General features: G+C 37.9%; 30 protein-coding genes. 2 read left to right on the forward strand and 28 right to left on the reverse strand.

Going from position 1 to position 23,265, the window contains the following annotated elements; genetic code table 11:
• The first annotated feature begins 30 nt into the window (after positions 1–30).
• Positions 31–588 carry a rhomboid family intramembrane serine protease gene (locus tag RGT18_RS09460; protein ID WP_028078304.1) on the forward strand — a complete coding sequence of 186 codons (558 nt, stop codon included), beginning with the start codon at positions 31–33 and terminating at the stop codon, positions 586–588.
• Positions 589–738: 150 nt separating this feature from the next.
• Positions 739–2,124, forward strand: coding sequence for a S1C family serine protease (locus tag RGT18_RS09465; protein ID WP_037404009.1), 1,386 nt, complete (start codon positions 739–741; stop codon positions 2,122–2,124).
• 308 nt (positions 2,125–2,432) lie between these two features.
• On the opposite strand, the gene RGT18_RS09470 is transcribed toward RGT18_RS09465, so the two are convergent.
• The 28 genes from RGT18_RS09470 to RGT18_RS09605 form a co-directional block, all read right to left on the reverse strand.
• Positions 2,433–2,666 carry a holin gene (locus RGT18_RS09470; protein WP_028078262.1) on the reverse strand — a complete coding sequence of 78 codons (234 nt, stop codon included), beginning with the start codon at positions 2,664–2,666 and terminating at the stop codon, positions 2,433–2,435.
• The gene (locus RGT18_RS09475; protein WP_028078261.1) at positions 2,663–2,965 is read right to left on the reverse strand and encodes a hypothetical protein; all 303 of its coding nucleotides are present in this window, start codon (positions 2,963–2,965) and stop codon (positions 2,663–2,665) included. The genes RGT18_RS09470 and RGT18_RS09475 overlap by 4 nt, the downstream gene beginning before the upstream one ends.
• A gap of 11 nt (positions 2,966–2,976) precedes the next feature.
• The gene (locus tag RGT18_RS09480) at positions 2,977–3,945 is read right to left on the reverse strand and encodes a LysM peptidoglycan-binding domain-containing protein (RefSeq protein ID WP_338175974.1); all 969 of its coding nucleotides are present in this window, start codon (positions 3,943–3,945) and stop codon (positions 2,977–2,979) included.
• A 69-nt stretch (positions 3,946–4,014) separates the two neighbouring features.
• Entirely contained in the window at positions 4,015–4,656 is a 642-nt protein-coding gene (locus tag RGT18_RS09485) for a carbohydrate-binding protein (protein ID WP_028078493.1), read from the reverse strand.
• Positions 4,657–4,667: 11 nt separating this feature from the next.
• Positions 4,668–6,395, reverse strand: coding sequence for a hypothetical protein (locus RGT18_RS09490; RefSeq protein ID WP_028078494.1), 1,728 nt, complete (start codon positions 6,393–6,395; stop codon positions 4,668–4,670).
• A complete protein-coding gene (locus RGT18_RS09495) occupies positions 6,395–8,224 on the reverse strand; it encodes a phage tail spike protein (protein WP_028078495.1) in 1,830 nt (609 codons plus the stop codon). Before RGT18_RS09495 ends, RGT18_RS09490 begins: the two co-directional genes overlap by 1 nt.
• Positions 8,221–8,928 (reverse strand): hypothetical protein, encoded by a 708-nt coding sequence (locus tag RGT18_RS09500; RefSeq protein ID WP_028078496.1) that lies wholly within the window; start codon positions 8,926–8,928, stop codon positions 8,221–8,223. Before RGT18_RS09500 ends, RGT18_RS09495 begins: the two co-directional genes overlap by 4 nt.
• Entirely contained in the window at positions 8,921–10,942 is a 2,022-nt protein-coding gene (locus tag RGT18_RS09505) for a phage tail protein (RefSeq protein WP_051241023.1), read from the reverse strand. Before RGT18_RS09505 ends, RGT18_RS09500 begins: the two co-directional genes overlap by 8 nt.
• Entirely contained in the window at positions 10,935–11,171 is a 237-nt protein-coding gene (locus RGT18_RS09510) for a DUF5361 domain-containing protein (RefSeq protein ID WP_338175980.1), read from the reverse strand. The genes RGT18_RS09505 and RGT18_RS09510 overlap by 8 nt, the downstream gene beginning before the upstream one ends.
• A gap of 146 nt (positions 11,172–11,317) precedes the next feature.
• Entirely contained in the window at positions 11,318–11,626 is a 309-nt protein-coding gene (locus tag RGT18_RS09515) for a hypothetical protein (RefSeq protein ID WP_051241024.1), read from the reverse strand.
• An 11-nt stretch (positions 11,627–11,637) separates the two neighbouring features.
• Positions 11,638–12,195, reverse strand: a complete 558-nt coding sequence (locus tag RGT18_RS09520; protein ID WP_028078499.1) for a phage tail tube protein — start codon at positions 12,193–12,195, stop codon at positions 11,638–11,640.
• A 15-nt stretch (positions 12,196–12,210) separates the two neighbouring features.
• Positions 12,211–12,546, reverse strand: coding sequence for a hypothetical protein (locus RGT18_RS09525; protein ID WP_028078500.1), 336 nt, complete (start codon positions 12,544–12,546; stop codon positions 12,211–12,213).
• Complete coding sequence (locus RGT18_RS09530; protein ID WP_028078501.1) at positions 12,543–12,782, reverse strand: hypothetical protein; 240 nt, start codon at positions 12,780–12,782, stop codon at positions 12,543–12,545. Before RGT18_RS09530 ends, RGT18_RS09525 begins: the two co-directional genes overlap by 4 nt.
• A complete protein-coding gene (locus RGT18_RS09535; protein ID WP_211220322.1) occupies positions 12,775–13,107 on the reverse strand; it encodes a hypothetical protein in 333 nt (110 codons plus the stop codon). Before RGT18_RS09535 ends, RGT18_RS09530 begins: the two co-directional genes overlap by 8 nt.
• Positions 13,104–13,472: a hypothetical protein gene (locus RGT18_RS09540; protein ID WP_028078503.1), complete on the reverse strand. Its 369-nt coding sequence runs from the start codon at positions 13,470–13,472 to the stop codon at positions 13,104–13,106. Before RGT18_RS09540 ends, RGT18_RS09535 begins: the two co-directional genes overlap by 4 nt.
• Positions 13,473–13,474: 2 nt before the next feature.
• Positions 13,475–13,681 carry a hypothetical protein gene (locus tag RGT18_RS09545; RefSeq protein ID WP_028078504.1) on the reverse strand — a complete coding sequence of 69 codons (207 nt, stop codon included), beginning with the start codon at positions 13,679–13,681 and terminating at the stop codon, positions 13,475–13,477.
• Positions 13,681–14,538, reverse strand: coding sequence for a phage major capsid protein (locus RGT18_RS09550; protein ID WP_081659551.1), 858 nt, complete (start codon positions 14,536–14,538; stop codon positions 13,681–13,683). Before RGT18_RS09550 ends, RGT18_RS09545 begins: the two co-directional genes overlap by 1 nt.
• 14 nt (positions 14,539–14,552) lie before the next feature.
• Positions 14,553–15,056, reverse strand: coding sequence for a hypothetical protein (locus tag RGT18_RS09555; protein ID WP_051241025.1), 504 nt, complete (start codon positions 15,054–15,056; stop codon positions 14,553–14,555).
• Between the two features lie 104 nt (positions 15,057–15,160).
• On the reverse strand, positions 15,161–16,561 hold the full coding sequence (locus tag RGT18_RS09560) for an ISNCY family transposase (protein ID WP_338174896.1): 1,401 nt from the start codon (positions 16,559–16,561) through the stop codon (positions 15,161–15,163).
• A gap of 200 nt (positions 16,562–16,761) precedes the next feature.
• On the reverse strand, positions 16,762–17,931 hold the full coding sequence (locus RGT18_RS09565; RefSeq protein ID WP_028078807.1) for a VG15 protein: 1,170 nt from the start codon (positions 17,929–17,931) through the stop codon (positions 16,762–16,764).
• The gene (locus RGT18_RS09570) at positions 17,912–19,321 is read right to left on the reverse strand and encodes a phage portal protein (RefSeq protein ID WP_028078808.1); all 1,410 of its coding nucleotides are present in this window, start codon (positions 19,319–19,321) and stop codon (positions 17,912–17,914) included. Before RGT18_RS09570 ends, RGT18_RS09565 begins: the two co-directional genes overlap by 20 nt.
• An 8-nt stretch (positions 19,322–19,329) precedes the next feature.
• Positions 19,330–20,766, reverse strand: a complete 1,437-nt coding sequence (locus RGT18_RS09575) for a terminase large subunit (protein WP_156022861.1) — start codon at positions 20,764–20,766, stop codon at positions 19,330–19,332.
• Positions 20,702–20,947, reverse strand: coding sequence for a hypothetical protein (locus RGT18_RS09580; RefSeq protein WP_028078810.1), 246 nt, complete (start codon positions 20,945–20,947; stop codon positions 20,702–20,704). Before RGT18_RS09580 ends, RGT18_RS09575 begins: the two co-directional genes overlap by 65 nt.
• Positions 20,948–21,048: 101 nt before the next feature.
• Positions 21,049–21,483, reverse strand: coding sequence for an HNH endonuclease (locus RGT18_RS09585; RefSeq protein WP_051241064.1), 435 nt, complete (start codon positions 21,481–21,483; stop codon positions 21,049–21,051).
• 59 nt (positions 21,484–21,542) lie between these two features.
• Positions 21,543–21,941 carry a hypothetical protein gene (locus RGT18_RS09590; RefSeq protein WP_028078811.1) on the reverse strand — a complete coding sequence of 133 codons (399 nt, stop codon included), beginning with the start codon at positions 21,939–21,941 and terminating at the stop codon, positions 21,543–21,545.
• Positions 21,928–22,128 carry a hypothetical protein gene (locus RGT18_RS09595; protein WP_156022862.1) on the reverse strand — a complete coding sequence of 67 codons (201 nt, stop codon included), beginning with the start codon at positions 22,126–22,128 and terminating at the stop codon, positions 21,928–21,930. The genes RGT18_RS09590 and RGT18_RS09595 overlap by 14 nt, the downstream gene beginning before the upstream one ends.
• Positions 22,129–22,215: 87 nt before the next feature.
• Positions 22,216–22,461, reverse strand: coding sequence for a hypothetical protein (locus RGT18_RS09600; protein ID WP_028078813.1), 246 nt, complete (start codon positions 22,459–22,461; stop codon positions 22,216–22,218).
• A gap of 200 nt (positions 22,462–22,661) precedes the next feature.
• Entirely contained in the window at positions 22,662–23,165 is a 504-nt protein-coding gene (locus RGT18_RS09605) for a tyrosine-type recombinase/integrase (protein WP_162141246.1), read from the reverse strand.
• Positions 23,166–23,265 lie beyond the last annotated feature (100 nt).

Below are 23,265 nucleotides of genomic sequence, written 5' to 3' on the forward strand. Positions count from 1 at the left end.
TATAATAGAGAAGATTTTAAGGAGTCATATATGAAAAAAATAACTTGGAATTCACCCGTCATCTTATCGTTTGCCCTAATTAGCTTAATCGCATTAGGACTCAACACTATAACAAACGGTACTACAAACTATCTCATATTCTCTGTATATGGAGGCTCATTACTCAATCCCCTATTCTATCTACGTTTATTCACACACGTATTAGGACACGCTGACCTATCACACTACATGAATAACATGTTGTTATTCTTACTGGTCGGTCCAATGCTAGAAGAGAAATATGGTAGCAACCGTTTACTTGTTATCATCTTGGTGGTCGCTCTTGTAACAGGCATCGCACATATCATCATCGCTCCAAACACAATGTTATTGGGCGCTAGTGGCGTTGTATTTGCCTTCATTCTATTATCAGCAGTAACAGGTTCTAAAGAAGGTATCCCACTTACATTCATTATCGTTGCTGTACTATATATCGGAACCCAGATTTACGAAGGTGTATTCAATATCGATAACGTATCACAGTTAACTCACATTATCGGTGGCATTATTGGTGGTGTCTTTGGTATGACACTGCGTAAGAGTCGATAATTAAATTCTAAAATTGCTAGAATTCTACGGAATCTATCCTTTTTATTTGTATATATTCTATGAAATTGCACATGAAATTCGATTATCATTCACACTCTCTTCACATTTGTGCTCTAAGATAATAGACGTAGTAACAAGGAGGATTGAAATATGTCAGATAACTTAAATGAAACAAACAACGAAATTAATGAATCAAATCAATCTGAAACAGTTGAAAACAAAACAGAAACTGTTGAAGAACAACATACAGAAGCCACTCAACAAGCAGCTAATGTAGATGCTAAAGAATCTAGCGAACAAGCAAAAGTAGAAACAGTTAACCATACTGTTATAACAACACCAACCAAAAAGCAGAATATATTCGGTTCAAAAGTCATTGCGACTGTCGGTAAAGGTGCACTCGCAGTACTGTGTGGATTTGGTGGTGCTTGGCTATATTCAGCACAAATTGGAAATACTGGTAAAACAGTGGTTTATCAAACAACAGAATCCGGTAGCAGTAAAACAACTTCCGTTTCTAACGAAAAAGATGGCTCCGGTTTAACAGTTGCAGAAGCTGCCGCAAAAGCAGCCCCTTCTACAGTAGAAATTCAAACAGAAATCACACAACAATCATACGGCATGTTCGGTGGAACATACACAACAAACGCTGCTGGTTCTGGTGTCATCATCAGTAAAGATGGTTATATCGTTACAAACAACCACGTAATTGACGGTGCCCAAAAGATTACAGTCAAGACTAGTGATGGAACAGAGTATGACGCAAAACTTGTTGGTACAGATGCGAAGAGTGATATTGCAGTATTAAAGGTTGACGCAAATGACCTAACACCTGCTACACTTGGTGATTCATCCAAGATTTCTGTAGGTGATACGGCCATCGCAATTGGTAACCCATTAGGTACACTTGGTGGAACTGTTACAGATGGTATCATTTCCGCAACATCTCGTGAACTTGTTGTTAACAACGAATCTATGAAGCTTATCCAAACAAATGCTACAATCAACTCTGGTAACTCAGGTGGTGGATTATTTGATGGTAACGGTAATTTGATTGGTATCGTACAATCTAAAGACTCTGGTAAATCTTCATCTGGTGCAACAATCGAAGGTATCGGCTTTGCAATCCCAGTAAATGACGCAATGGAGGTTGCAGAACAGTTAATTAAGAATGGTAAAGTTACAGACCGTGCAACATTGGGTGTTTACTTACAGACTCTTACAACTCAACAAGGTAACTACACTCCAGGTGTATATGTTACAAATGTTATCGATGGTAGTGGTGCACAAGCTGCTGGCTTAAAGGCTTATGATAAGATTGTAGGTGCAGATGGCAAGGAAGTTTCAAGCTATCCAGATTTATCCACAATTCTAAAGACAAAGAAACCTGGTGATACAATTGATTTAACAATTGATAGAGGTGGTAACCAGATTCAAGTGACAGTTACTCTTACAGGCACATTAGATACAGCACAATCCCAAAATAACAACCAACAAACTCTCCCTAACCAAGGCGAGCAAAACAACAATAAATAACAAATTTAAATACAGAGTATTCCCTACTCTGTATTTATTCTATTTCAATAGTTGACCAATTATTGACCACTACATAATAAAACCCGCTATTTAAGCGAGTTTTTTAAAATATCTATGGCGCAGGAACAGGGAAAAGATTGAGGATGTTTTTTGATGCGACAGGCTATGTTAATACTGCTATTTTACTGCATATTCGTGCATCGACATACCACGTTTTTTTAAAAAAGTTGACCAAAAAGTTGACCACAAAATTACGCATGCAAGCATATAAAAATAGCCTACCCTCGCAATGAGAGTAGGCTTTCAAATTACTTCAAATCTTCTTCAGTAGCATCGTTAGGTTCTACTTCTGGTAGACCAGCTAGAGAAGTACCAATTGATAAAATTGCAGCTAGCGCAGATGTAGAACATACTAGTTTCCAATCAACCGCTCCGATTGTTGCTGTTGTTCCAATCGTTGCGACAAATGTCTGTGCTGCTGTTTTCAGAGCACGTCTGCATGCTGCCTTTCCCCATTTTACCCAATATTGTTTGTCTTTCATTTATTATCCCTTCTTTCTTCAATTTGTCTAATTCTATCGCTTAGAAATGTTACCGATGTTTCTGTCTGTGCTAAACGATTTTCCAGAGACATGACACGATTGCTCACGTCTCTGGTAGTTGCTTTTAAATCTGTTATCCCCTCTTTCACAAAGGCAATGTTTGCATTCATTTTTCCAAGCTCGGCTGCCTGATCTTTACTACCTTTATGGATTGATGCGTTTACGCTCCATATTGTTGCTACGAGCCCAACGAGCGAAATCAGAAGACTAATGTATACAGGATTGATTCCTTCTTGCATGAAGCCACCGCCTATCTGACACGAATTGTGTTGCCAGGATAAATCAGATTAGGTTCACTAATACCATTCACCTCCGCTAACCACTGCCACGTTGTACCGTATCTCGCCGCAATTGATGATAGATTGTCGCCTGGTTGGATCGTGTAATACTCTTCACCACCGCCGAAATTACTTGCATTAGCAGAACCTCTAATTACAATCTGTTGTCCTGGGAAAATCATATTAGGATCATTTAAACGATTGATTGCCGCAAGTTCCTGCCAAGTCGTACCGTATCTCGCCGCAATTCCGGACAGTGTATCACCAGATTGTACGATATATACGTCCGGTGCTTCAGGAGCAATAACAGATGGTGCCGGAGCATAGTTATCCGGTCTATCTGCTGTTGCACCAGTACGATAGATTGATGGATCAACGAAGATAACATTTTCGTCTAGTGTTCCATAATTAGAAGTGTACTGTTGGATTGTTCCGTATGCGGAAGTGTCTACCGTATGACTTCCATCATTGTTTCCCCAAGCCGCTACCCACTTATCATATGGATCACATTCAGGTGCAAGGTATCCAAGCCAAGATAGCGATGTATAAATTCCGGTGTAGTATCCAGCAGAAGCAATTACGTCGCAGAATGCACGTGACATTGGAGCAATATTGTCATGCGTGATAGCAACCCCGCTATTTACTTTGTAATAGTCAGCATCTTCCATGTCTAGCCATACACCAAGCCCAATATCAACGCCATCAATGATGGATAAGAAGCGCTGTGCTTCTTCGATTGCCTGTGCTGTATTTAATGCATAGGAATAGAAGTACACGCCGATTGTAATTCCTAATCTTTGACACTCCGCGACGTGTCTGCGGAATGAATAGTCTTCTCGACTTGCCACGCCAGCGCGCAGAATTGCATATCCGCCGGCATATGGTGTGAAGTCAAAATTTGGTTGATGTTCGCTAACATCAGGTACGTTATAAATTCTCATTTTTCTTTGTACTCTTTCTTTCTATCTAAAAAGCGAACACTGTTTCCGGCATTCGCTTAATAGCAACATTTATTTTTCTTTGTAATAATCCCAAGTTGAGCCAAAGCCTGGCTCATTGCCCTTGTTATTATTGATGTTGGATATAAATACAATTCCACGCGCGATAACTAAGTCACCTTTTGAATAGGTTGTTTTCTCATTCCAAGGCTTTATTTCTTGCTTTTTCTTCAGCATGTTTTCGTACAGTTTTTCTGATACATCAGGCGTTTTCGCTTCCTCTGCTGTAACGTCTAATATAACGCTATACGGCACGTTTTTATAAGATACCCTTTGCCCTTTTTTGTACCGTGTTCCAGCTGCCCAAACATTCAGAAATGATATGTACTTCTTTACAACTTCAACGCTTGCCGTCTGTAAGCAATCATTGACTAATGGCTTCACATCATTAAAGTTTTTAGCATCAATGTCTTTTTGTGGTACATCAGATAAGATGAATGAGATTGTATATCCATCATCGCTTTTAGAAAACGTCATAGGCTCTGTGTACATTTTATGTGTGATGTTTTCATCGTCAAAACTTATTTCATGTATAACACCAACTTCAAAACTATCAATTAGTGGCTTTAGGTTTTCAAACACCTTACGTTGAAATGTAACAACGCTTTTATTGCCACTTGGGATTTCAGTAAATTTTAAACCATCTATAAGCATTATTTCCCTTTCTATGCAGACTTAACAAACAGTCCGCTAACAACAACTTTACTTTTTGGTGTTATATCGTTTGGCGTAGACCAGTTATATACGTGTGTCATAATTGCATTAGCACTTACATTCTTTATTGTTGTTATACACCATGTAATAGTGTGTGCGTCATAGAAACAAAGCAATTTATATCCAGCGGGAATAGTGTAAGGAACACTTATATATGCAGCCTGTTGCCCTTTTATTGCTTGAACGTCAGCCGTAAATTCTTTCACGATAAACGTATCATCACCGCCAATTGCAAGTCCGCCTTTTGCGTATGTTCTACCTAGCGTTGATAAATCACCTTCGTTGTAAATACCACATGGTACATTAGGAGTTTTTTTAATGTGAATCATTCTAAAAAGAGATGTAAACTTCCCAAATAAAGCTGTCCATTGGCTTCCTGGTAAAATGTATTCTCTTATTACAGATTGTCCATAGTAATCTGTAATAGTTAATTTGAATGTAAATTTATTTTGATAATTTAGATCATTAAACTCTTTATTGATGTTGAAATCATTTGAGTTTACAACCACATCAGTATTCAGTCTTTCATTTGGCAAATGTTCTGTTATTGCAATTAATTTATTTGACTGCCCATTGTACCATTTACCTTTTGCAACCATATATCCATGATTAGATGTTGGATTATCTCTAGTTGTAACCAAATCCGTTATTGTCGGATAGAAATACGGAACATACGTTCCGTGCCATTCTTGCGTTGTTTTAAAGCCTCTACTGTCCTCTATTACAAACTGTACATCACCATCAACCATACCTTCTAAATCAACACTATATGTATCATTGTTAAGCGCCATAGGGTATTGCTGTTTATTATGCATCACATACACATTTTTCGCAGTCGAAAAACCTCTTACTTCTGCTTGCATGGTAAGCTTCTTTTTTGATAAGTACCTAAATACTTTGTCTTCATGAATCTTTGTGTTCCCAGTTTCCTTTACAACTGCCGAACTAATTACAGGACCGTACTTCTCTTCAGGAAGGTCTATGAAAAAACTGATATTCATTGAACCAATCATCTTTGCATTTTGATCACCACTGGCATATGTTCCGACCCCTAAATATCCATAAATATATTTTCCGTCAGTCGAATATTTCAGCATTTCTTCAGTTGGTTTAAAAGTATATTCCGTATCAATATCGTTGGTATTCAACCATTTATATCCACTGTTCCCAATCACCCATACGAGCGAATGTCGATATGCAGGAACCTTCTTGTCAAGAACTAACGTAATCGTATCCGTTCCATCCATCTTGACACGGTTCTTTCCATTTTTCCAAGAAGGAACACTCGCTCGGGGAATATTAGGAAGTTCAATAGAACCATCTAAGTATGCATCTGCAGAAGAAAAGTAAAAACTTAAATTAGCATTAATACTTGTTGAGTAGTTACCATTGTTATCATGATAACTCCAAAATCCACCGCTTATCAGTGTTCCGCTACCACTCAGCGTACCACCACCTGTAACTGTATCGCATCCAGTAGCACTAAATGTCCAAGAACCAGAGTAGATATAACCAGAATTCATGGTGTAACTAACTTGGATTTCTACATAGTCCCTATTTAATTCAATACTATGATATTGCGGATTAATACGTGCAAATAATTGATAAGTTACATTTGCTGCACCAGGTGTACGTGTGGCTTCAGAAACAACTTTCCAGTTTTCACTTAATAACACCATTAATCAACATCTCCAATCCAGTACATATACGTACAATCAACTTGTCCGGTTTTAATATTACCGTTTGCAAATTCTGTGATTTCAATTTCATCAAGTTTCGCTTCTAATCGATGAGATCCAACACTCAGAAATTCTCTAACTGCCAAGTATGCAAGAATATTGTTCAGCTTATCGAACTGCGCAAGCACCTTTCCATTAGTGTCTACTACTTTTACACCACGTCCATTAATACTTGTTTGTGTTTCTTCGCCTTCTCCACCAACATGCAGACCATTTTCGTCAAGCATTGCTCGCATGAACGCCTTATAGCCTTCGTACTCTTGGCGGGTAACACTAAGAACGATGTTATCCGTGTTCTGCTCGATACGTGATGCCAATTCTCGCATGCGTCCATCTGCTGCTGTATGACGGTCTGCCAATTCTGTCAGCGTTTCAGTCAGCACTTTATTGCCAACATTAACAGTATTAGCATTGATTGTTCCTGCAGTAATCATTGCTCCGTTGATATGTCCATCCGCAGTTATCGCAGTGGTATATGGTCCTGCATATCCGTTAGAGCTAAAGCCTAGCCCACCTTGTGACCAACGCCATACATTTCTTGCTTGTTGATAGTCTGCGTTATCAGAGATAACCAACTCTGACCAATTGCCGTTTGCATCAGTTACTTTTGTGACATACCCACTAAATCCACTAATGTTAGCAGTAGCGTTACTAACTGCGATATTGACCATTGATTTCACAAGTGGTTGAATCGTTGATTTGGTAGCTTCTCTGATTGCTTCTCCAAATGAACGTCTTACTTCACCAAGTGTAATCTTTATATAGCGCTCATTTAAAACGTCGAATTCTGTTTTAATCACTTTCGCAACAGCATTTACACCTAGTTTGTCAAATATAACATGGACGGTATCGCATAGACTTACTCTTTCAAGTGAGACTATGTTTTTGTATTCCTCTGTTTGCCATAACTGGATAAACGATACATCAATTGATACCTTCGGAACTCCAATATTGTTCGCCTTAATATATTGCTTTGCACGTGTATTTAGTTGCTGCTTATCAGGCTTCTTTTCGAAGTCTGCAGAGCAATCTAAAACGTGGATATTTTCCTTTGGATAGTCAGCATGATTTTCTAGGTATTGAATCTCACCAACAATTACATCTTGTGTATTGTTTTCTTCTTTGTACCAGTAAGCAATCACGCCAGTTCTTACATTCTCAATTGATTCTTGTTGCTTTAAATCTGTCAAATTCTTCCCATATCGAATCGTAACCCCATTATCTCTTCCTCGGTTTTGATGAACTTTAACAGTTAATCTATCAAACTCAAGTTCTGCACCTTTCCCAAAGGAATCAAGAATAGAACCATCAGTTCCTGCTAAACGACTTCTAAATGAAGCAGGACTATTTTGCCTATATTTCCCACTTCCGGAAATATCTGTCCATACTTCAAAAGGATTAGCAATCATCGAATTAGATTTCAGTCCATTCAAAGCAGATGGACAATCATTTGCACTAAATGGAGCTACAGGGATTCCAGATAAATCATAGCTTAGATGCACAGCATAAATTTTTACAACTCCGCCAATTGGGCGAGTGATTTTAAAAATTCTAAAAGGCTGTGTTTTTTGGCCATCACTTGGCATCGCTAAAATAATTCGATTGTTTCTAATTTCATCATAATGAACGCCACCAAGAGGATACTCCATCTCTAGTTCATAGGAACCATTTCTTTCTTCGACAACAGTACAAGAAATGGCATCAGCAAGTGTGCCAATGCCATTTGTCGTAAATTGTTTTTCTGAAGACTCATACAAAATCGGTTTCATATTGTGTACCACCTTGGTTTGATTTCGACCTTAGTAATCCCATTACCAAGCGTTATTCCGTTTGTTGTATTTGGTAAAAGAGCAGGCTCTCCTATCAATTCAACATTACTGTTTCGATTGTCCGAACCCTCATATGCGTTTAATAAGTCACAATCAAATTCAATAAATGCATTCCCTGGTTTAACAATCTTAATAGCAGCAGAACCAATTTTAACAACACCTGTACCATATATTTTGATAATCGGTTTAGCGATGTAATTGGTTGGATTTGTAATTGATCCTGAAGTCTTTAATGTTGTAATTTGTTCACCACTCTTGAGAAATTTTTGTGGCATACAATCAAAAACTACATTGAATGCTGCAGTTAGTTTATCTTTCGACATCACTTCGAAAGAACCGTTATATCTAGCTAATCTAAAATACTCTGGATGAAATGTATCTTCTAGCCTTTGATAACCAGCATGACTATTAAGCCATCCAACCAAATCATTTAGTTTAGTTCGCATTTCGTTCTTCAAATAGCAAAGATATGTTATTTGGACGTTTTCAAACGAATTACTGTTGATCGGTGTTAACGTGCCATTTCTTCCTGGTACATTAATCGCATCTATTCTTCTTGCTGCAGAATTCCACCCATCACTATCAGCTACATAGGTAGAAAAAGCAGACGACTTTCGCCCACCAAATAAAAATGTATCAGCCATTGAAAGCCATCTCCTTTCTACGTTCTTCATTTAGAAGTTCATCTTTAATTCGTTCTGCCAATTCCTTTTCATCTCTGTTATAGCCATTAATATTGATCGTTACACCACCAAGTTGAGCACCCATGTTATTCTGACTAGCAATAGCACCCAATTGATTTCCATTAACTCTTGCATTCATTAAAAAATCTGACTGAATACTATTTCCTAATGAACCATTCATCATTTCAGAAATACTTCCACCCATATCGCTAACTGTTGATTTAACATCTTTAAAAGACGTTTTCAATCCACTGTTAAGTCCTTGCATAATTGCGTTACCTGCAGGTATCAACAATCTTCTATCATAGCTAAGCGGTCCTTTATGGTTAGCAATCCATGATGCAATTCCGCCAACAAAGTTCTTCACACCTTCAAAGGCAGACTTCAAACCACCTAAGAAACCATTAATAATTGCAGAACCAGCAGACCATAAATCAATACCACTTACAGAATCCCATATACTTGAAACTAATGAAGCCATTGCAGATAAAACATTTGGTAGTGCTTCAAGAAAACCTTTTGCTAACTTCCCTATTAACTCAAAACCTAGCGCTAATAATTGTGGAAGATTCTCTACAATCGCTTTTATCAAATGCCCAATAATAGAACCAATCGCTCCTAATATAGTAGGTAGATTTTTCAAAATACCGTTTGCTAATTTCAAGATGATTTCAACACCCTTTTCCAAGAACTTAGGTAAGTTATCTTTTAAAAACATTACAGTTGAGTCAATTAATGTATTAAATCCTTCCACTAATTGTGGAAGATTATCGACAAGCCCCTGTAAGATGTTCAGAAGAATATCTGCACCACCTTCTAACATGATTGGCAGATAGTCAGTAATGATTGCAAAGATATCAATCAGAATGTAGTTAAAATCATTTAATAAATCTGGAATCTTTTGAATAATTCCATTCGCAAAGTTAGAAATTAATGCAACGCCATTTTCAATAAGTGCTGGAAAGTTCGATTCTATAACTGGAGGTATATTTTCTAAAAGTTCTGCAAAGCCAGCAATAAACTCAGGATATCCAGTCGTTATTCCTTCGATTAAATTAGTAACTAACTTTGCTCCGTTCTCAATGAAAATCGGTCCTGCCGTCTTCAAGAAAGTTACAATCATTGATGGCAATCCAGTAAGGACATTAGTTAACATCGGTATAAAATTACCAAACAAGAAAGTAGCAACAGTTGATGCAAGTCCTTCTAAAGCTGGTGTAATATCCTGCCCTAGCGATAGACCACCAATAACATTAAGTGCTGCAGCCTTCATCGCAGCAAATGATCCAGTAAATGTTGTACTTGCTTCTTTAGCAGTAGTTCCTGTAATGTCCAGTTCACTTTGAATAACGTGAATTGCAGAATATACATCTGCTAGGTTGTTGATGTCATACTTAACCCCAGTTATTTTCTGAGCATCTTTTAATAGACGCTCCATCTCAGTCTTTGTACCACCATATCCAAGTTTCAGGTTATCCAACATGGTGTAGTTTTGTTTCGCAAATCCTTGATAAGCCATCTGGATAGATTCCATCGATGTACCCATTTTATTAGAGTTATCAGCCATATCAATCATTGCTGTATTAGCAGCTTCAGCAGCTGCTTCTGTATCGCCCTTTAATGACGATAGTAAACTGGCACTAAAGCCAGTCACATTTTCCATATATGCATTTGCGCTTAATCCAGTAGTTACGAAAGCATCGTTCGCATATTGCTTCATCCTATCGGCAGAACCTTTATAAAGAGTTTCAATTCCACCTAAAGATTGTTGAAGAGCAGCGCCTTCATTGATAGATGCCATCAAGGCTTTACCAATTCCAGCCGCAACAATAACCCCTTTAATTGTATCGACTAGTCTCGATCCAGTAGCCTTACCAGCGCTATCTGCTTCAGCACCTAGCACATTTGCAATCGAACCCGTAATACCTTCCGCAGAAGGTACAATCTGCACAAACGCAGAGCCTAAATTACTCATTCGTTTCTCCTCCTGCTATTCTGTTCCATTCAGATTTGAATTCTTCGATAGACGAGAATCTATTAACTTCATCATTCTTAGTCCCCATCAATTTATCTACTAGCATGCTTGGTGGATTGACACCTTTTGAACCATCTTTGGTTTTGGCCCACCATAGTAACGACAATCTATCTATCATCATTGCCATCATTAACTTATCCACTTGTACATTCGAATCCGAAAGCAACATCTTGATGCGTGAATCCTCCCTTAAACCAAAAGAAAGGGTTGCCAATGTTAAAATCGACAACCCTGTTATATCTAAAATATGATATGTTTCTGCTAAATCACAGAGCCACGCATCACGGTCTGTTTTGATCATCCTGGCAAGGGCAATTATTTTTTTACTTCTTTACATGTTTTAAAAATGTCTTCGATTTCTGCAATCACTTTATCTGCTGGAACCTTACCATTTTTATTACGGCAATGTTCATATAAAGATGCTTTTTGCTCCTTACCTAAAAGCATACCTGCAGCCTTTAGGATGTAGTGTTCTTCTCCATCATCAACCTTCATTAGAACTTCTAATAATTCTGCGTCATTGAAGTTTTCTTTTGGAATCGCAAAGTTAAAACCAGTTCTTGTTACACCTTTAAAAGTTTCATCATTTTGAATAGCAATTGTTTTCTTAATTGTCTTTGCCATAATCAATCTCCTTAAGCAGCAGTTTCCTTAATATATTCGTAATGAGTATTACCGTTATCATCTGGTAATGCTGTAACTGTAATTTCATATGCAATTAACTCATCATCTTTATATGTAATTTCTCCAACTTCTGAGATTTTACCTTCTGGAATGACAATACGTTTTGCAACGCCATTGCGTAGGATGATTTCAATTACATATTCAGCACTGTCTAGTTCTTTTGCATTTGCAGAAACCGTAATTCCTGTAGCTAGCGTTCCTGAAACATTTCCTGAACCATACACAGTAGCAAGTACATCCGTATTTAATGCTTCAATTAACTTAAACTTGAATGTATCCTTTTTTTCTTTTTGTGTTGTCGCAACAACAGCACCACCCCATGATTTAATATTGTCAGAATCAGCAGAGTTATTGTTTGTAACTCCATCTTCACCAACATAACCAAGTTCTTTAAACGCTACGTTCAATGCGGTAGTTGCATCTGCTGGTAATGCTGTTTTTAGTGGTGCTCTGTAAATTGCACCAGTGATTTTCGGCTTAGCAACCGAAACATTTTTTGTTTTTGGCATTTATTATTCTCCTAACTATTGGTAATAAACCAAATTAAAAACCGCTTGATAGCGGAATCGTTTTGTTTCTGTATCTGTAAAGTTGTAATCGCTATTTAACTTGCATTTGGCAATTTCATTAAGTTCAACAATCTCTCTCATTGCATCCTTTAACTCTTCATTCAATTTGCAAGCTTCTAATAGCGTTCCACCATATGACTTGATTGCAATTGTAGCTTCACGAACTTCTCTATCATCACCATCAGTTCGCTCAATCAGCACATATTTTTCAGGTGGTGTTTTCGGTTCGGACATGTAGGCAGGAACAGATAATTTCTTGCTTAAAAATTTATAGATTACTGTTTCTATCATTTTCTTCTAGATCCTCCCAATGCTTTAAGCAGTTTATTTTCTTTCATCGCCTGTTTATCACCCTTTTGGCTTTTGGACCCAACAACAGCACGCGTTCCTGCAATATACGTTTCAAATTCTTCACCCATCTGTCCTTGAACACGACTTGCATGCTCTTGTAGAACCTTTTGCATCTCAGTTGATTTAAGTAGTTCGCCTACACCTTTTCTATCTAACTTAAAGCGAGCCTTACTCATAGCGCTCGACCATTACCTTCTTATTCCAGCATAGTGGAATTAGCGATTGGATTCCCTCTTGTGGAATCCCAATTGTACGCCAGTCTTTTCCGAAAAAGCGAACCTTCTTGTTTTCCCAATTATGAGTATCAGTCTTAGGTATTGCAAGTGTGTATACAGCGCGTCTGCCAGTTAGATTAACTGTATTTGTAACATCTTCTGTAGATGTTGGTGCAACCAAAACATTGCTAATTTCAATTGGTGTATTTTCGACAATAGGTTCGCCAAATTCGTCCTTCCCTTTTTCTATATCATCATAGAGAATGATTGTTTTTCCTACCATCATAGTAAACTCTCCAAAGGACTATGAGAACCAAGTTTATTTCCAATACCTAGTAACTGCTTTTCTGTTTTAGCTAGGTAAAGTTCTCCAACAGAGCCATTATTCAATGTCCACGATTGAGTATATCCCAAAGCTCCAATGCTACCTTGAGTTGCTCCCATCGGAAACGTTTGCGTTTCTTGGCCATCCCCAATAGCTCTTCTGACCATTCGACATGTAACAACTTTCTTTACATCTTTTGAAGCATGAGGAGCATACGCATCGATAATGACACCTGCTTCATCAATCAGTGCTGTTGCCTTCTTTTTTTCATTTTCTTCAAATGTGCGAAAGCCTTTTTCTACATCAACTATCTCTGCGTATGCCATCCTTACGCTCCTTTCTTTCCTGACTTCTTATCAATCTTCTTTGAATCTTCCTCTGTTTCGTCTGTATCCGTATTCTTTTCTACCTCAGAAACAGTTTCATCTTCATTTGTATCTGAGGCAGGTTCATAACCCGCCTCAATGTATTCATCTACTCTAGAATCATCAACATACATTAATGTTCCAGTGATTTTATTAATAAATGCTTTCATTACGCACTCTTTGTCAACTTATTGAATACGGACTTGTCGCAACGGAAACCAATTTCGATTTCTGCACGTACAGCAAACATATTCTGCTGCCATAGATTGATTGTTGTACTACCATCTGTCAATGTTGCTTGATCAGAGATGCTAATCTGAACACCCTCTACTGTTCCATATACAGCTTGCGTCCAGTCTCCAGCAAAGCCTAATGTCTTTGGAGTACCATCTACAAATGCACCTTTAGATGAAACTGTTGGAACACTCAATAACATTGGTACAGCACCATCAGCAGCAGAGTTAACAAATAATGGACGCTTATTAGCATCTACAGCGAGTAATAATTCACTCTTCATTTGTGGAGATACTACAAATCCGTTTGTAATTCCACCGTGGATAGCAATATCAGCATCTGCAGCAACTAAGCCCTTATATACATCTGTCTTTAAATCTTGTGCTGTTGCAGTTGCTAATGTGTCAAAGTTTTCACCAGGCGCAGCAACACCGCCAAAAACTGTGTAATCAAACTTCTGTGCTAACGCTAATGGTAAACGGTCTACTAACGCTTCATATAAGGCCTCAGCATTGCGCTTAAATTGATTTGAGAATGGTACAATTACAGCTAATGTATATGCACTCATTAACTTTGTTCCTAATCCAGGCTTTGATACTTTCTTCTTATCTGTTTCTGCTACCCATGCAGCTTCTGGATCACCAGTAATTACAGGAATAGTTACGCCATTCCCTGGCAAGTCAATTTTGCGTGCTAAACGCATTACTGCTGAATTTTCTTGTAGTTTTTGAATAATATCAGATGAAACTGAAGATGGTAATTTGATTGTTGTTGTGTTGATTCCTTCTGCCATAACTTTTTCTCCTTTTATTTATTTATTGTTTCGTTAAACCAATTTGCAAACTGTTGTTTAGTGGATCCCGCTGGAATATTCTGCAATTCACCAGAGTCCTTTACCCTTGGATAACCATTTGTCTTTGCGAATGCAAGAATTGCTTGTGCTTGTTCTAGGCAAGCTTCTTCAGTTGATCCTGTTAATAAGTTTGCTGGCACCTTAGTATCAGATGCCACTTTTTCGCGAATTTCTCTGACTTCGTTCGCTTTTGTAATAGCCTCTAACTGTGCCTGCAGTGCATCAGTCTTTTCTGCCTTTTCTTTATAGACATCAATATCTGTTACTTTAGCTTTTAAATCTTCGTAATCCGCAAATTTTGCACGTTCTTTATTTAATCGTTTTAAAACGATATCATCTACTTCTTGTTGAGTAAAAGTACGTGCTGTTTTGTCCTGTGTATTTTCAATGCCCACAGTAGCATTGTTTTCCTGTGCTTCATCCACAGTGACGTTTCCCTGTTCTACAGTTTCGTTCATTTTTTCCTCCATCCTCGTTTAAGGCACGAGTTGCCAACAAAAAAACAGCTCGTGCCGTTTTATTGCTCTATCTGTGTCAACCAAAAATGAAAATGTCTTAAAAATTAACGAACATTAGCGGAGCTATAATAGTTCTGCTTTTTTGTAAATAATTGATATGAATACTTCCTCCAAGGGTGAGATATCGGCGGAATATATACTTTCTTTTTCTCAGGAGTTTCAATGATATTATCGAACTCACCCGAATTTTCTTCAAACACTTGTACTTCTTCTAAGATGTATAGTGTATCCATCGCATTGACAAAGATCTTTTGATCAAATGATTCAATAACCAATACCTCCATCTTAGGTCTTAGTGGAATTCTATTGTGTTCCTTGTCATAGGCCATCCAATACTTGTTTTTGAACTTGATACAGTTGCCTTGATCGACTATTCTCGATGAAATGATTGCCAATGTTTGATTGATTGTTTCTATATCTGGTTGTACTTCAAATACAGAATTGGTACTATTCAAGTGTAGGGCGAACCTTGCATTGAATTCCTTTAGGTAGGATTTTAGGAACTTATTCGCGTCCGCCATACAAGTAATACGAGCACGTCTAAGTTCAACTGGCAAACGTGATTGGAAAGTCTGGTTGAGACGTTCGATGCGTCCTTTGGCTTGTGCGATGCTCGTTGTTTTGATTTCGACACCAAGGTTATGGCAGGCGTAGGAGAACTGTGTGAAGGTATCCTCGTCGTCGAAGGCCTTGGTTTTCTTTCTGTATTCAAATACGGTTCGTTTATCCGTATAGAATAGAGCGGGTATGCCATAGTCGACTAGTATCTGATGGAAAACGTTGTAATAGCCACGTAGGGTCTCCTGTATATCAAAGTGGGCTCCCACAGCAGTACCGGTCGCATCATCTACAGCTAGGTGTAGATGCCATATCTCGCCAGGAATCCATTCGTAGCTTGAAGCGTCCATTTGAATCATCTCTCCCATATATTTGGATCTAGATCTTCGTGAATGAGGCGTATCATCTTCAATTGATTCGATTTGTTCATTGATTGCGTTTCTGGCCTTTGTAGATGTTGTTTGGTCTAATCGTTTTGTCAAACGTTCCTTTAATTGTTTCTTGGTTTTTCGATGGGCCTTTGGGGACAAGACATCGTGTTCTGATAACCAGTTTCTAATAGTGGTGTCACTGATGGAGATGCCGAGGTCCATCTGGACGATTTCACTGAAATGAGTGATGTTGGCATCAAGATACTCGTTAAGATAGAGTTCAATGATTTTGTTTTTTGTTTCCAGTGAGAATGTGTTTGATGGTAATCGTCCACGATTACCATGTGAAAATGAGGATTTGCCTTCAGACTTATAACGTGTAATCAGGCGGTTGATAGTACGAATAGAACAATTTAGTTTTAATGCCGCACGGCGTTTATTGCCAGAATGATCAACCAGTTCTTTAATAATGTTGTATTTGTTTTCTTCCATAGGGGTTAATATAATCTTTTTCATATTCAATCCAATCTAATGGAATGAATCATAACAATTCCTTTCTATAAATGGGGCATTTTCCCTTTCGGTTCATTAAGACAATATCAACTTCGATTCAGACTCGTGCCGTTTTATTGCTCTATCTGTTGATTTATTCAGGACTCAATGATATATTATATGTAAAGACATGGCCTGTACCCATTGGCGCGGGGTGTCTTTTTTTATTTATATCTTAGTATTCTAACAATTTCATCATCCTTAATTAGAATGATATCGGCCGGAACATCAATGCTTCCTTTTCGTGTCATTCTTTTTTCTATAATCTTAATTGCATCATCCAAATTAATATCATTTGATTCAAATTTTAAAATAATTCCACCAGGATTATCACTAATTTGTTTTAATCCATGCCGAATTGCGTGATCACACGCTTTTTCCGTAGTAACATTCTTTAAATCCCAATAATTCTCGAGCCATACGTAATCAGGATTAGCTATATGGGGTGTATTTTTCTCATTTATCAGGATAATATTCCCTCCAAATTTTCTATGCAAGAATTCTGCTGCACTAACTTCACTGGCATGCTCGACTAAATTGTATCCTTTATCATAAGTAATTGTCCCCCGAAACGGATCTGCAGTTGTTAAATATTCTTTTAATACATCTTTATATTTATAATTTAAATCAGAATGCTTACTTGCATATATCTCTCTTCTTCTTGCATTTCGTTCTTCTTTTATTTGAGGATACATCTGTCTTCTAATTGCATTCAACTTATCTAGAGATGTTTTACCATCTGCACTATCATAGATTAATTTAAATTTATATGGATCATACCCTTCCACATTACTTTTGCCATCAAAACGTATTGCAAACTCACAATCACAGTTGGCATGAATATGTTCAGCATGCTCACCTCTTAGAATTGCTTTACTAGCAGGCATCCACCCCAAAGATGATAAATGCATACAAAAAGCGCAAGTATCACCATGTGAAACCCACGCCCACTCTGCGTTATCACGTTTCGCATTTTTTAGCATCGTATCAGAAGCTGCCGTTTTAACAAGTCTCTCTATTGCCGGAATCATGTTCAGCGTCCCTTGTGTTTTCAAAAGTGCGCCAGCAACTTCATGACGATTAGCAATTGCTGCAGGCTCAGCAGGATTAACATATGCCCCTTGTGCCTCAGCTAACGCATCATACATTTGACATGCTAATTCAGAACCAGCTTCACCATATTTCATAACGAGAGCATGTGCATATGTTATAACCGACTCAATATCATTTAATCCATGTTTATCAATGTATGCTTGCAATAATTCTCCAGCTTTTGTATTGATTGCAGACAGCTTACTAACGTATTTCTGCCAATCATTCGCTGATATCTGCATTGAATTCTTCACTCAATACTTGAGTGCCTCTAGAGCGCTGCTCCTGTGCATTAATTCTGCGGATATCTGCCTGATCAAAGCCAACCATTTCTAGGAATGTATCTGTTTGACTAAAGTTTGGACGAACACTTGCAATTTTAACAGCTGCATCTGCTGTAACAGATACAGATGGCATTGCTGGATTTTTAAAATGCGGAACAATGCTTTCTTCTTCATCTGTCAGCTTATCTAGTTCTACCCCACGCACTATAGCTTGCGCCATTCTAGCAATAACCTTTAGGGCATCACTGTTAGTCGTATTTAATTGTTCCGCAAGTAAAACAAGAGTTTGAGATTGTGCAAGAATCGCATCACTAGATGTAGGATTAGCATCATTTACAACGCCTGTATCAGTGACTGTCAATCCAGTCGCAGCACTAAATTGTGTTGCCAGCATGCGTAACATTTGAACGTGCGGTTCTAATGTTCCTTGTGAAAGTTGCCCAAATTCAGGAGTTTGACCAGTATCAGGATTTGTTGTTCCAGCAATGATTGAACCAACATATGTTTTGAACTTCTCATTTATCAATGCATCATATTGTTCATCTGTAATTCCTAATAGATACTTTTGTGGAGTAGTAGAAAATTCTAATGCAATTGATGCATTTGCAACCGTTCTAACATATCCTTCAATCAATCGTCTAACTGGTTCTTTAATTCTTGATCTACCAAATGGTTTATCACTTGTAGCATTCCAAACAAGTGGCTCCATCAATGGTCTTCCCATTATATGTGGGAATTTCTCTGCCTCCCATTCATTAGAGTCTGAAATTTTAGTAAGTTCCCAAATATCAGTATCGGTATATAAATTTACATGTGAAGGTTTATACATTTGGTCTTTGTTATCAATTTTTGTATCGATAATAGCAAGTCCACAATCAATTCTTCCCTTTTCTCCATTCCAAATTGCAGAAGCAGTCAATGGTGAGTGAAAGCGAATTTTGCAACCAATATCCTCATCTGCTGATAATGTAGCGAATGTACATCCATACTTGAGCTGGTCTTTACATGCCTTCATGTATTCGGATATCAAACGATTATCACTCATTATCTTCTGTAATAAGTCATTGTTTTTTCCATTGGAACTAACAAAGCCGTCAAACATGGAACGTGCAGCTAACACATCAACTGTCTTTGCTCCCCATTCACATCCAATTTCAAGACTATTTAAACCATTTGGAAGTGCAATTCCCAAATTGACATCAGACAATCTAACATGACCACCATAATATCGATTCTTCTTATCATTGCTACTTTTATGATTATCCCAAAGTTTAATTAATTTTCTTAGCTTTACCTCTTCAACAGATGGCAGGCCATGTATTTTTCCAATTCCTAACGTGAAATTCATTTTACCTCCTAACCAATTCGCATTTTGCGTTTTGGATCTCGCTTACTTGTTTTTGCTCCCCATAACGCTAATGCACATGCCTCAATAGGGATTGAATTACTACCACCAAAGCCATATCCACCACCAATAGAACGCTTGGTTGAATTTATGGCGCTATCATTTAAATCTTCTTGGTATCGATACCACGTAAGACTATTTTCGTTAACACTATCAATTAATAGAGTTGCTGCCGAAATCATATCCTTTGCATTTGGCCTGATTATTGACGACTTTAATCTCCACGTTTCAGAGATTCTATCAATCAATAAATCAACACCATTTCGGCCATCAATCACTACACAAGAAGCATCGTGATAACGTTCGTTCAACCAATCACTCAACCACCTTGTGCTTTGTGATGTGGACTTTCTTTCAATCTGCGATATTCTTGCAGGACCATTTTCCGGAATCACAGCACCGCATAAACACACCTCGGTTCCATCAATCGAGAATTTAATTCCATATGCTGTTTTTCCTTCCGGCTTACTTTCGTCCGAAATACATTTATTCCATGCATCTTTATCGATTGCATATTCTTCTTTATTTTCTAAAATTGGAGACCACCACCCTAATCGTTCACGTGCAAACGTATCAGCATCCATCTGTTCACATTCAGAAGCAATTGTGCTTTCTAAGATTCTTCTACCAAGTGCCGGATTCGTTCTGTACCATCTGCTTCTATCGTTCACATCTCCTATTTCTTTTTCAGAGAACTCAGACCAGGATGTGTTGTCGCTCTTTCCGCTAATTGCTTTATCTCGAATCTTTCTAAAAACAGTTCCTTCGCAATGTTCATCCGGTGGAGTTCCAATATAAATCGTTTGTGGATTTTTACTTGCTGCAAGTGCAGGAAGAAATGAAGCTTGTTGTTCTGTCGTCAATTCCTGTGCTTCATCGAAAATTAAAAGGTCGCCATGAAGACCACGACCACCATTTCTTGTTCTAGCAACAAAAACAATCCTTCCACCATTTTTTAAAATAATCTGTTCTCTGCCTAAAGCATTTCTAATCTCTCTAACATACTTGCTTAATTTCGGACTTTCAAAGAGTCCTCGTAATTCCAAAAATGTCTCAGTTGCAGTTTTTTGTAAATGAGCAGTGTAGACTACCCATTCACCGAATAGAATCATGCCCGCTGCACTTCTCCCAGAAACATTTAGTGTTTTTCCATTTTGTCTAGGAACAGATAATCCACATGTAGAAGAAGACCACAGTTCTTCTTCGTTACGCCCCATCCAATCTAGCATTGCATTCTCTTGCCACGGATCAGGGCGAAGCTTACCAATCTTTAAAATCTTAACAGCATCATCACCATCTGAGTATTCGTAATCTGGAACGATTCTAACGGACGGCTCCTGACTTCCCATCAGCTTCTCTCGTTGACAAGATTTCACTGATTTCATCATCACTATCAGTCATCCCTTCTATCTGTTCTATCTCGTTGATTGTTTCTCGATACTGTTTTGCAATTGGTCCTAAATCTTTAGGCGGCAAGCCAGAATCAATCTGATCAGCAAGAACCAAAGCAAGTGCTTTGAGCATTTCCAATCGTGATTTTTTCTTTGTTATTCCTTTTAGTTTTGCCACCTAATTACCCCTTTCAAAATTTCCCTGTGTGTAAATCGGCGCTCACGGCCCTGAGTCGCCTCGCCTTACGGGAGGGGTACTACCCCACCTATTGTGGAAAACTACCAATCCCCATCTTTTATAGTAGGTTTCTTTTGTGCTAAATTCGTTGTATTTATGCCGATTTTGTCGCTTTTTAGCTGATTGCAGATATAATGTGCTGCTTGTAGATTATTCCAATCCTCTGCCGCTTCTCTTGCGCTAGTGTAACCGAACTGTTTCCACTTCGATACAGGCTTTATTTCATCAACTACAAACGACAGTGGAAACATATGGTTGGATGGTTCATCATAATGAATCGGTCCAAGTCTACCTTTGCATATTCCGCACTGGCATCCCATTGCTTTTAATCGTGCCCTGTTTTTACGTCTTAAATTGCCGTTAGCATATCTTGGATTTGTTTTCATATTTAAATTAGGGCAGTTGTCTACATAAGAGTGAATAAATGAAAGAGTCTCACACCATGCCACATATAGAAAAAGAACAGCCCTGCCCATGCAACTGTTCTTTTTCTACATTAGCATATTAACACATACAAAGCGGACATTGGCGGACACTAGCGGACACTTTCTAAAAATCTATAAAATTTTTTCCTACAACTATCCGAATCAGATGTTGAATAAATCTTTCTTGCAGTATCTTTCCACGATAATCCATTCATAAAATGCCATCTAACTATTATTTGAATCTCTGGATTATCAATGGTATCTACCCAATCTAATATTCTCTTCATTTGGACCGCAATTTCTTCAACCTTTTCTTGTAGTTCTTGGTTTAATTTTTCTATCCTGTAGAATGCCTGTCTTGTTGGGTCTCCTGGTATGTTCGACTTTGTTCCAATCTGCCCAATTGGTGGAGAAGATATTGGAAAATACATCTGTCTAATCTGTTCTTGAATTGCCTGTGCTTGCATTTGTAGATAGCGATAATTCTTTAACTCTTCAATTGTAATCATGCTTCACCCTTCTAGCTATCTTTTTTTCTACCCAACGCAAACGATCTTCCAGAACAAAGAGTTGAAATGTATTAACTTCCGCAAACTCATGTCTGCGATGCGCTTCCTTAACTCTTGCGATTTCCTTTTCTAGCTCATTTCTTTTTCTTCTAAGTAGCACGAGTTCGATTTCCTCTTTCTTAGTCATTATCATCTACACCTGCAATTCTCGTCGCTACCATAATGAATACTCCGAAGAACACTCCACATGTGAAGGATATAATAGCAACCATCATCATTTATCCTCCGGCATACATAACATAACTGTATCTCCCCAAAAGCTATTGCTGATTAAATCGTCCATAACCTCTTGTGCTACCGCTTTGTCTGAATATCTTCCCAACAAGCGATCATCATTGTCTATTGTTGCACGTACTTCATATTGAAGCTTATTGTCTATTTTTTTATCGATAACATAAAGCTTCTTAATGTTTGGATTGTAATAAATTGTGTCTTTATTTTGTGTTTGAATTGAATACATTTTTATCTCCTTTTTCTATTCGTCTGTGAGTGTAACAGAATCAGAACTATGTTACGCTCATTTCGAAGTCTGATTTTCTTAATATCGCTTATCAGTATTGACTTATCTTGATTTCTTATCTTTTTGACAGTTACATAAATCGAATGTTACACTCACGCATATTTTTTAATTATTTTTGATACATGCAAGAATGTTGTTATCTATCCCCATTTTTCTGTGTGGTTGATAGACTCTCTAACATCCTGTATGTCGGATGGTTCTAACATGATATACAACATTGTTTCAGCTGCACTCTCATGCATTAGTAGTTTTTGTGTAGTCAGTAAGTCGTGCGTTTCATCCCAGTACCATCTACCATATGACTTTCTTAAACTATGGCAGGCAACAGGATATTCAATCCCTGCTTCTTTGGCTAATTGTTTAATCACTCTCCAAGCTTGCTGGCGCGTGATTGGGTAGCCTTTTAAGCCCTGTCTAGACTCGAATATATATTCATTCATCTGAATGTTATATCGCTCTATATACTCTCTAACAGTGGCATATACGTCAGGATTCATTGTGAACTGTTGTACCTTACCTGTTTTCATCTCTTTACATGTATACTGTCCACCAGCAATATCCCTAGGAGTTAGTTCTATTAACGTCTCAATGCGATTCCCTGTGTTAACACCAAGAATTAATAGAATATAATTGCGATACCACACGCGAAACTTCCAACTGTTTGGATCGTGCTTATCCCTATGGTTCAAACAACATCGGACCATTTCATCAAAATCGCTTTTAATAAATGGCTTCACAATTTCC

Source organism: Solobacterium moorei (genome assembly GCF_036323475.1).
GTDB classification, from domain to species: Bacteria; Bacillota_I; Bacilli_A; order Erysipelotrichales; family Erysipelotrichaceae; genus Bulleidia; species Bulleidia moorei.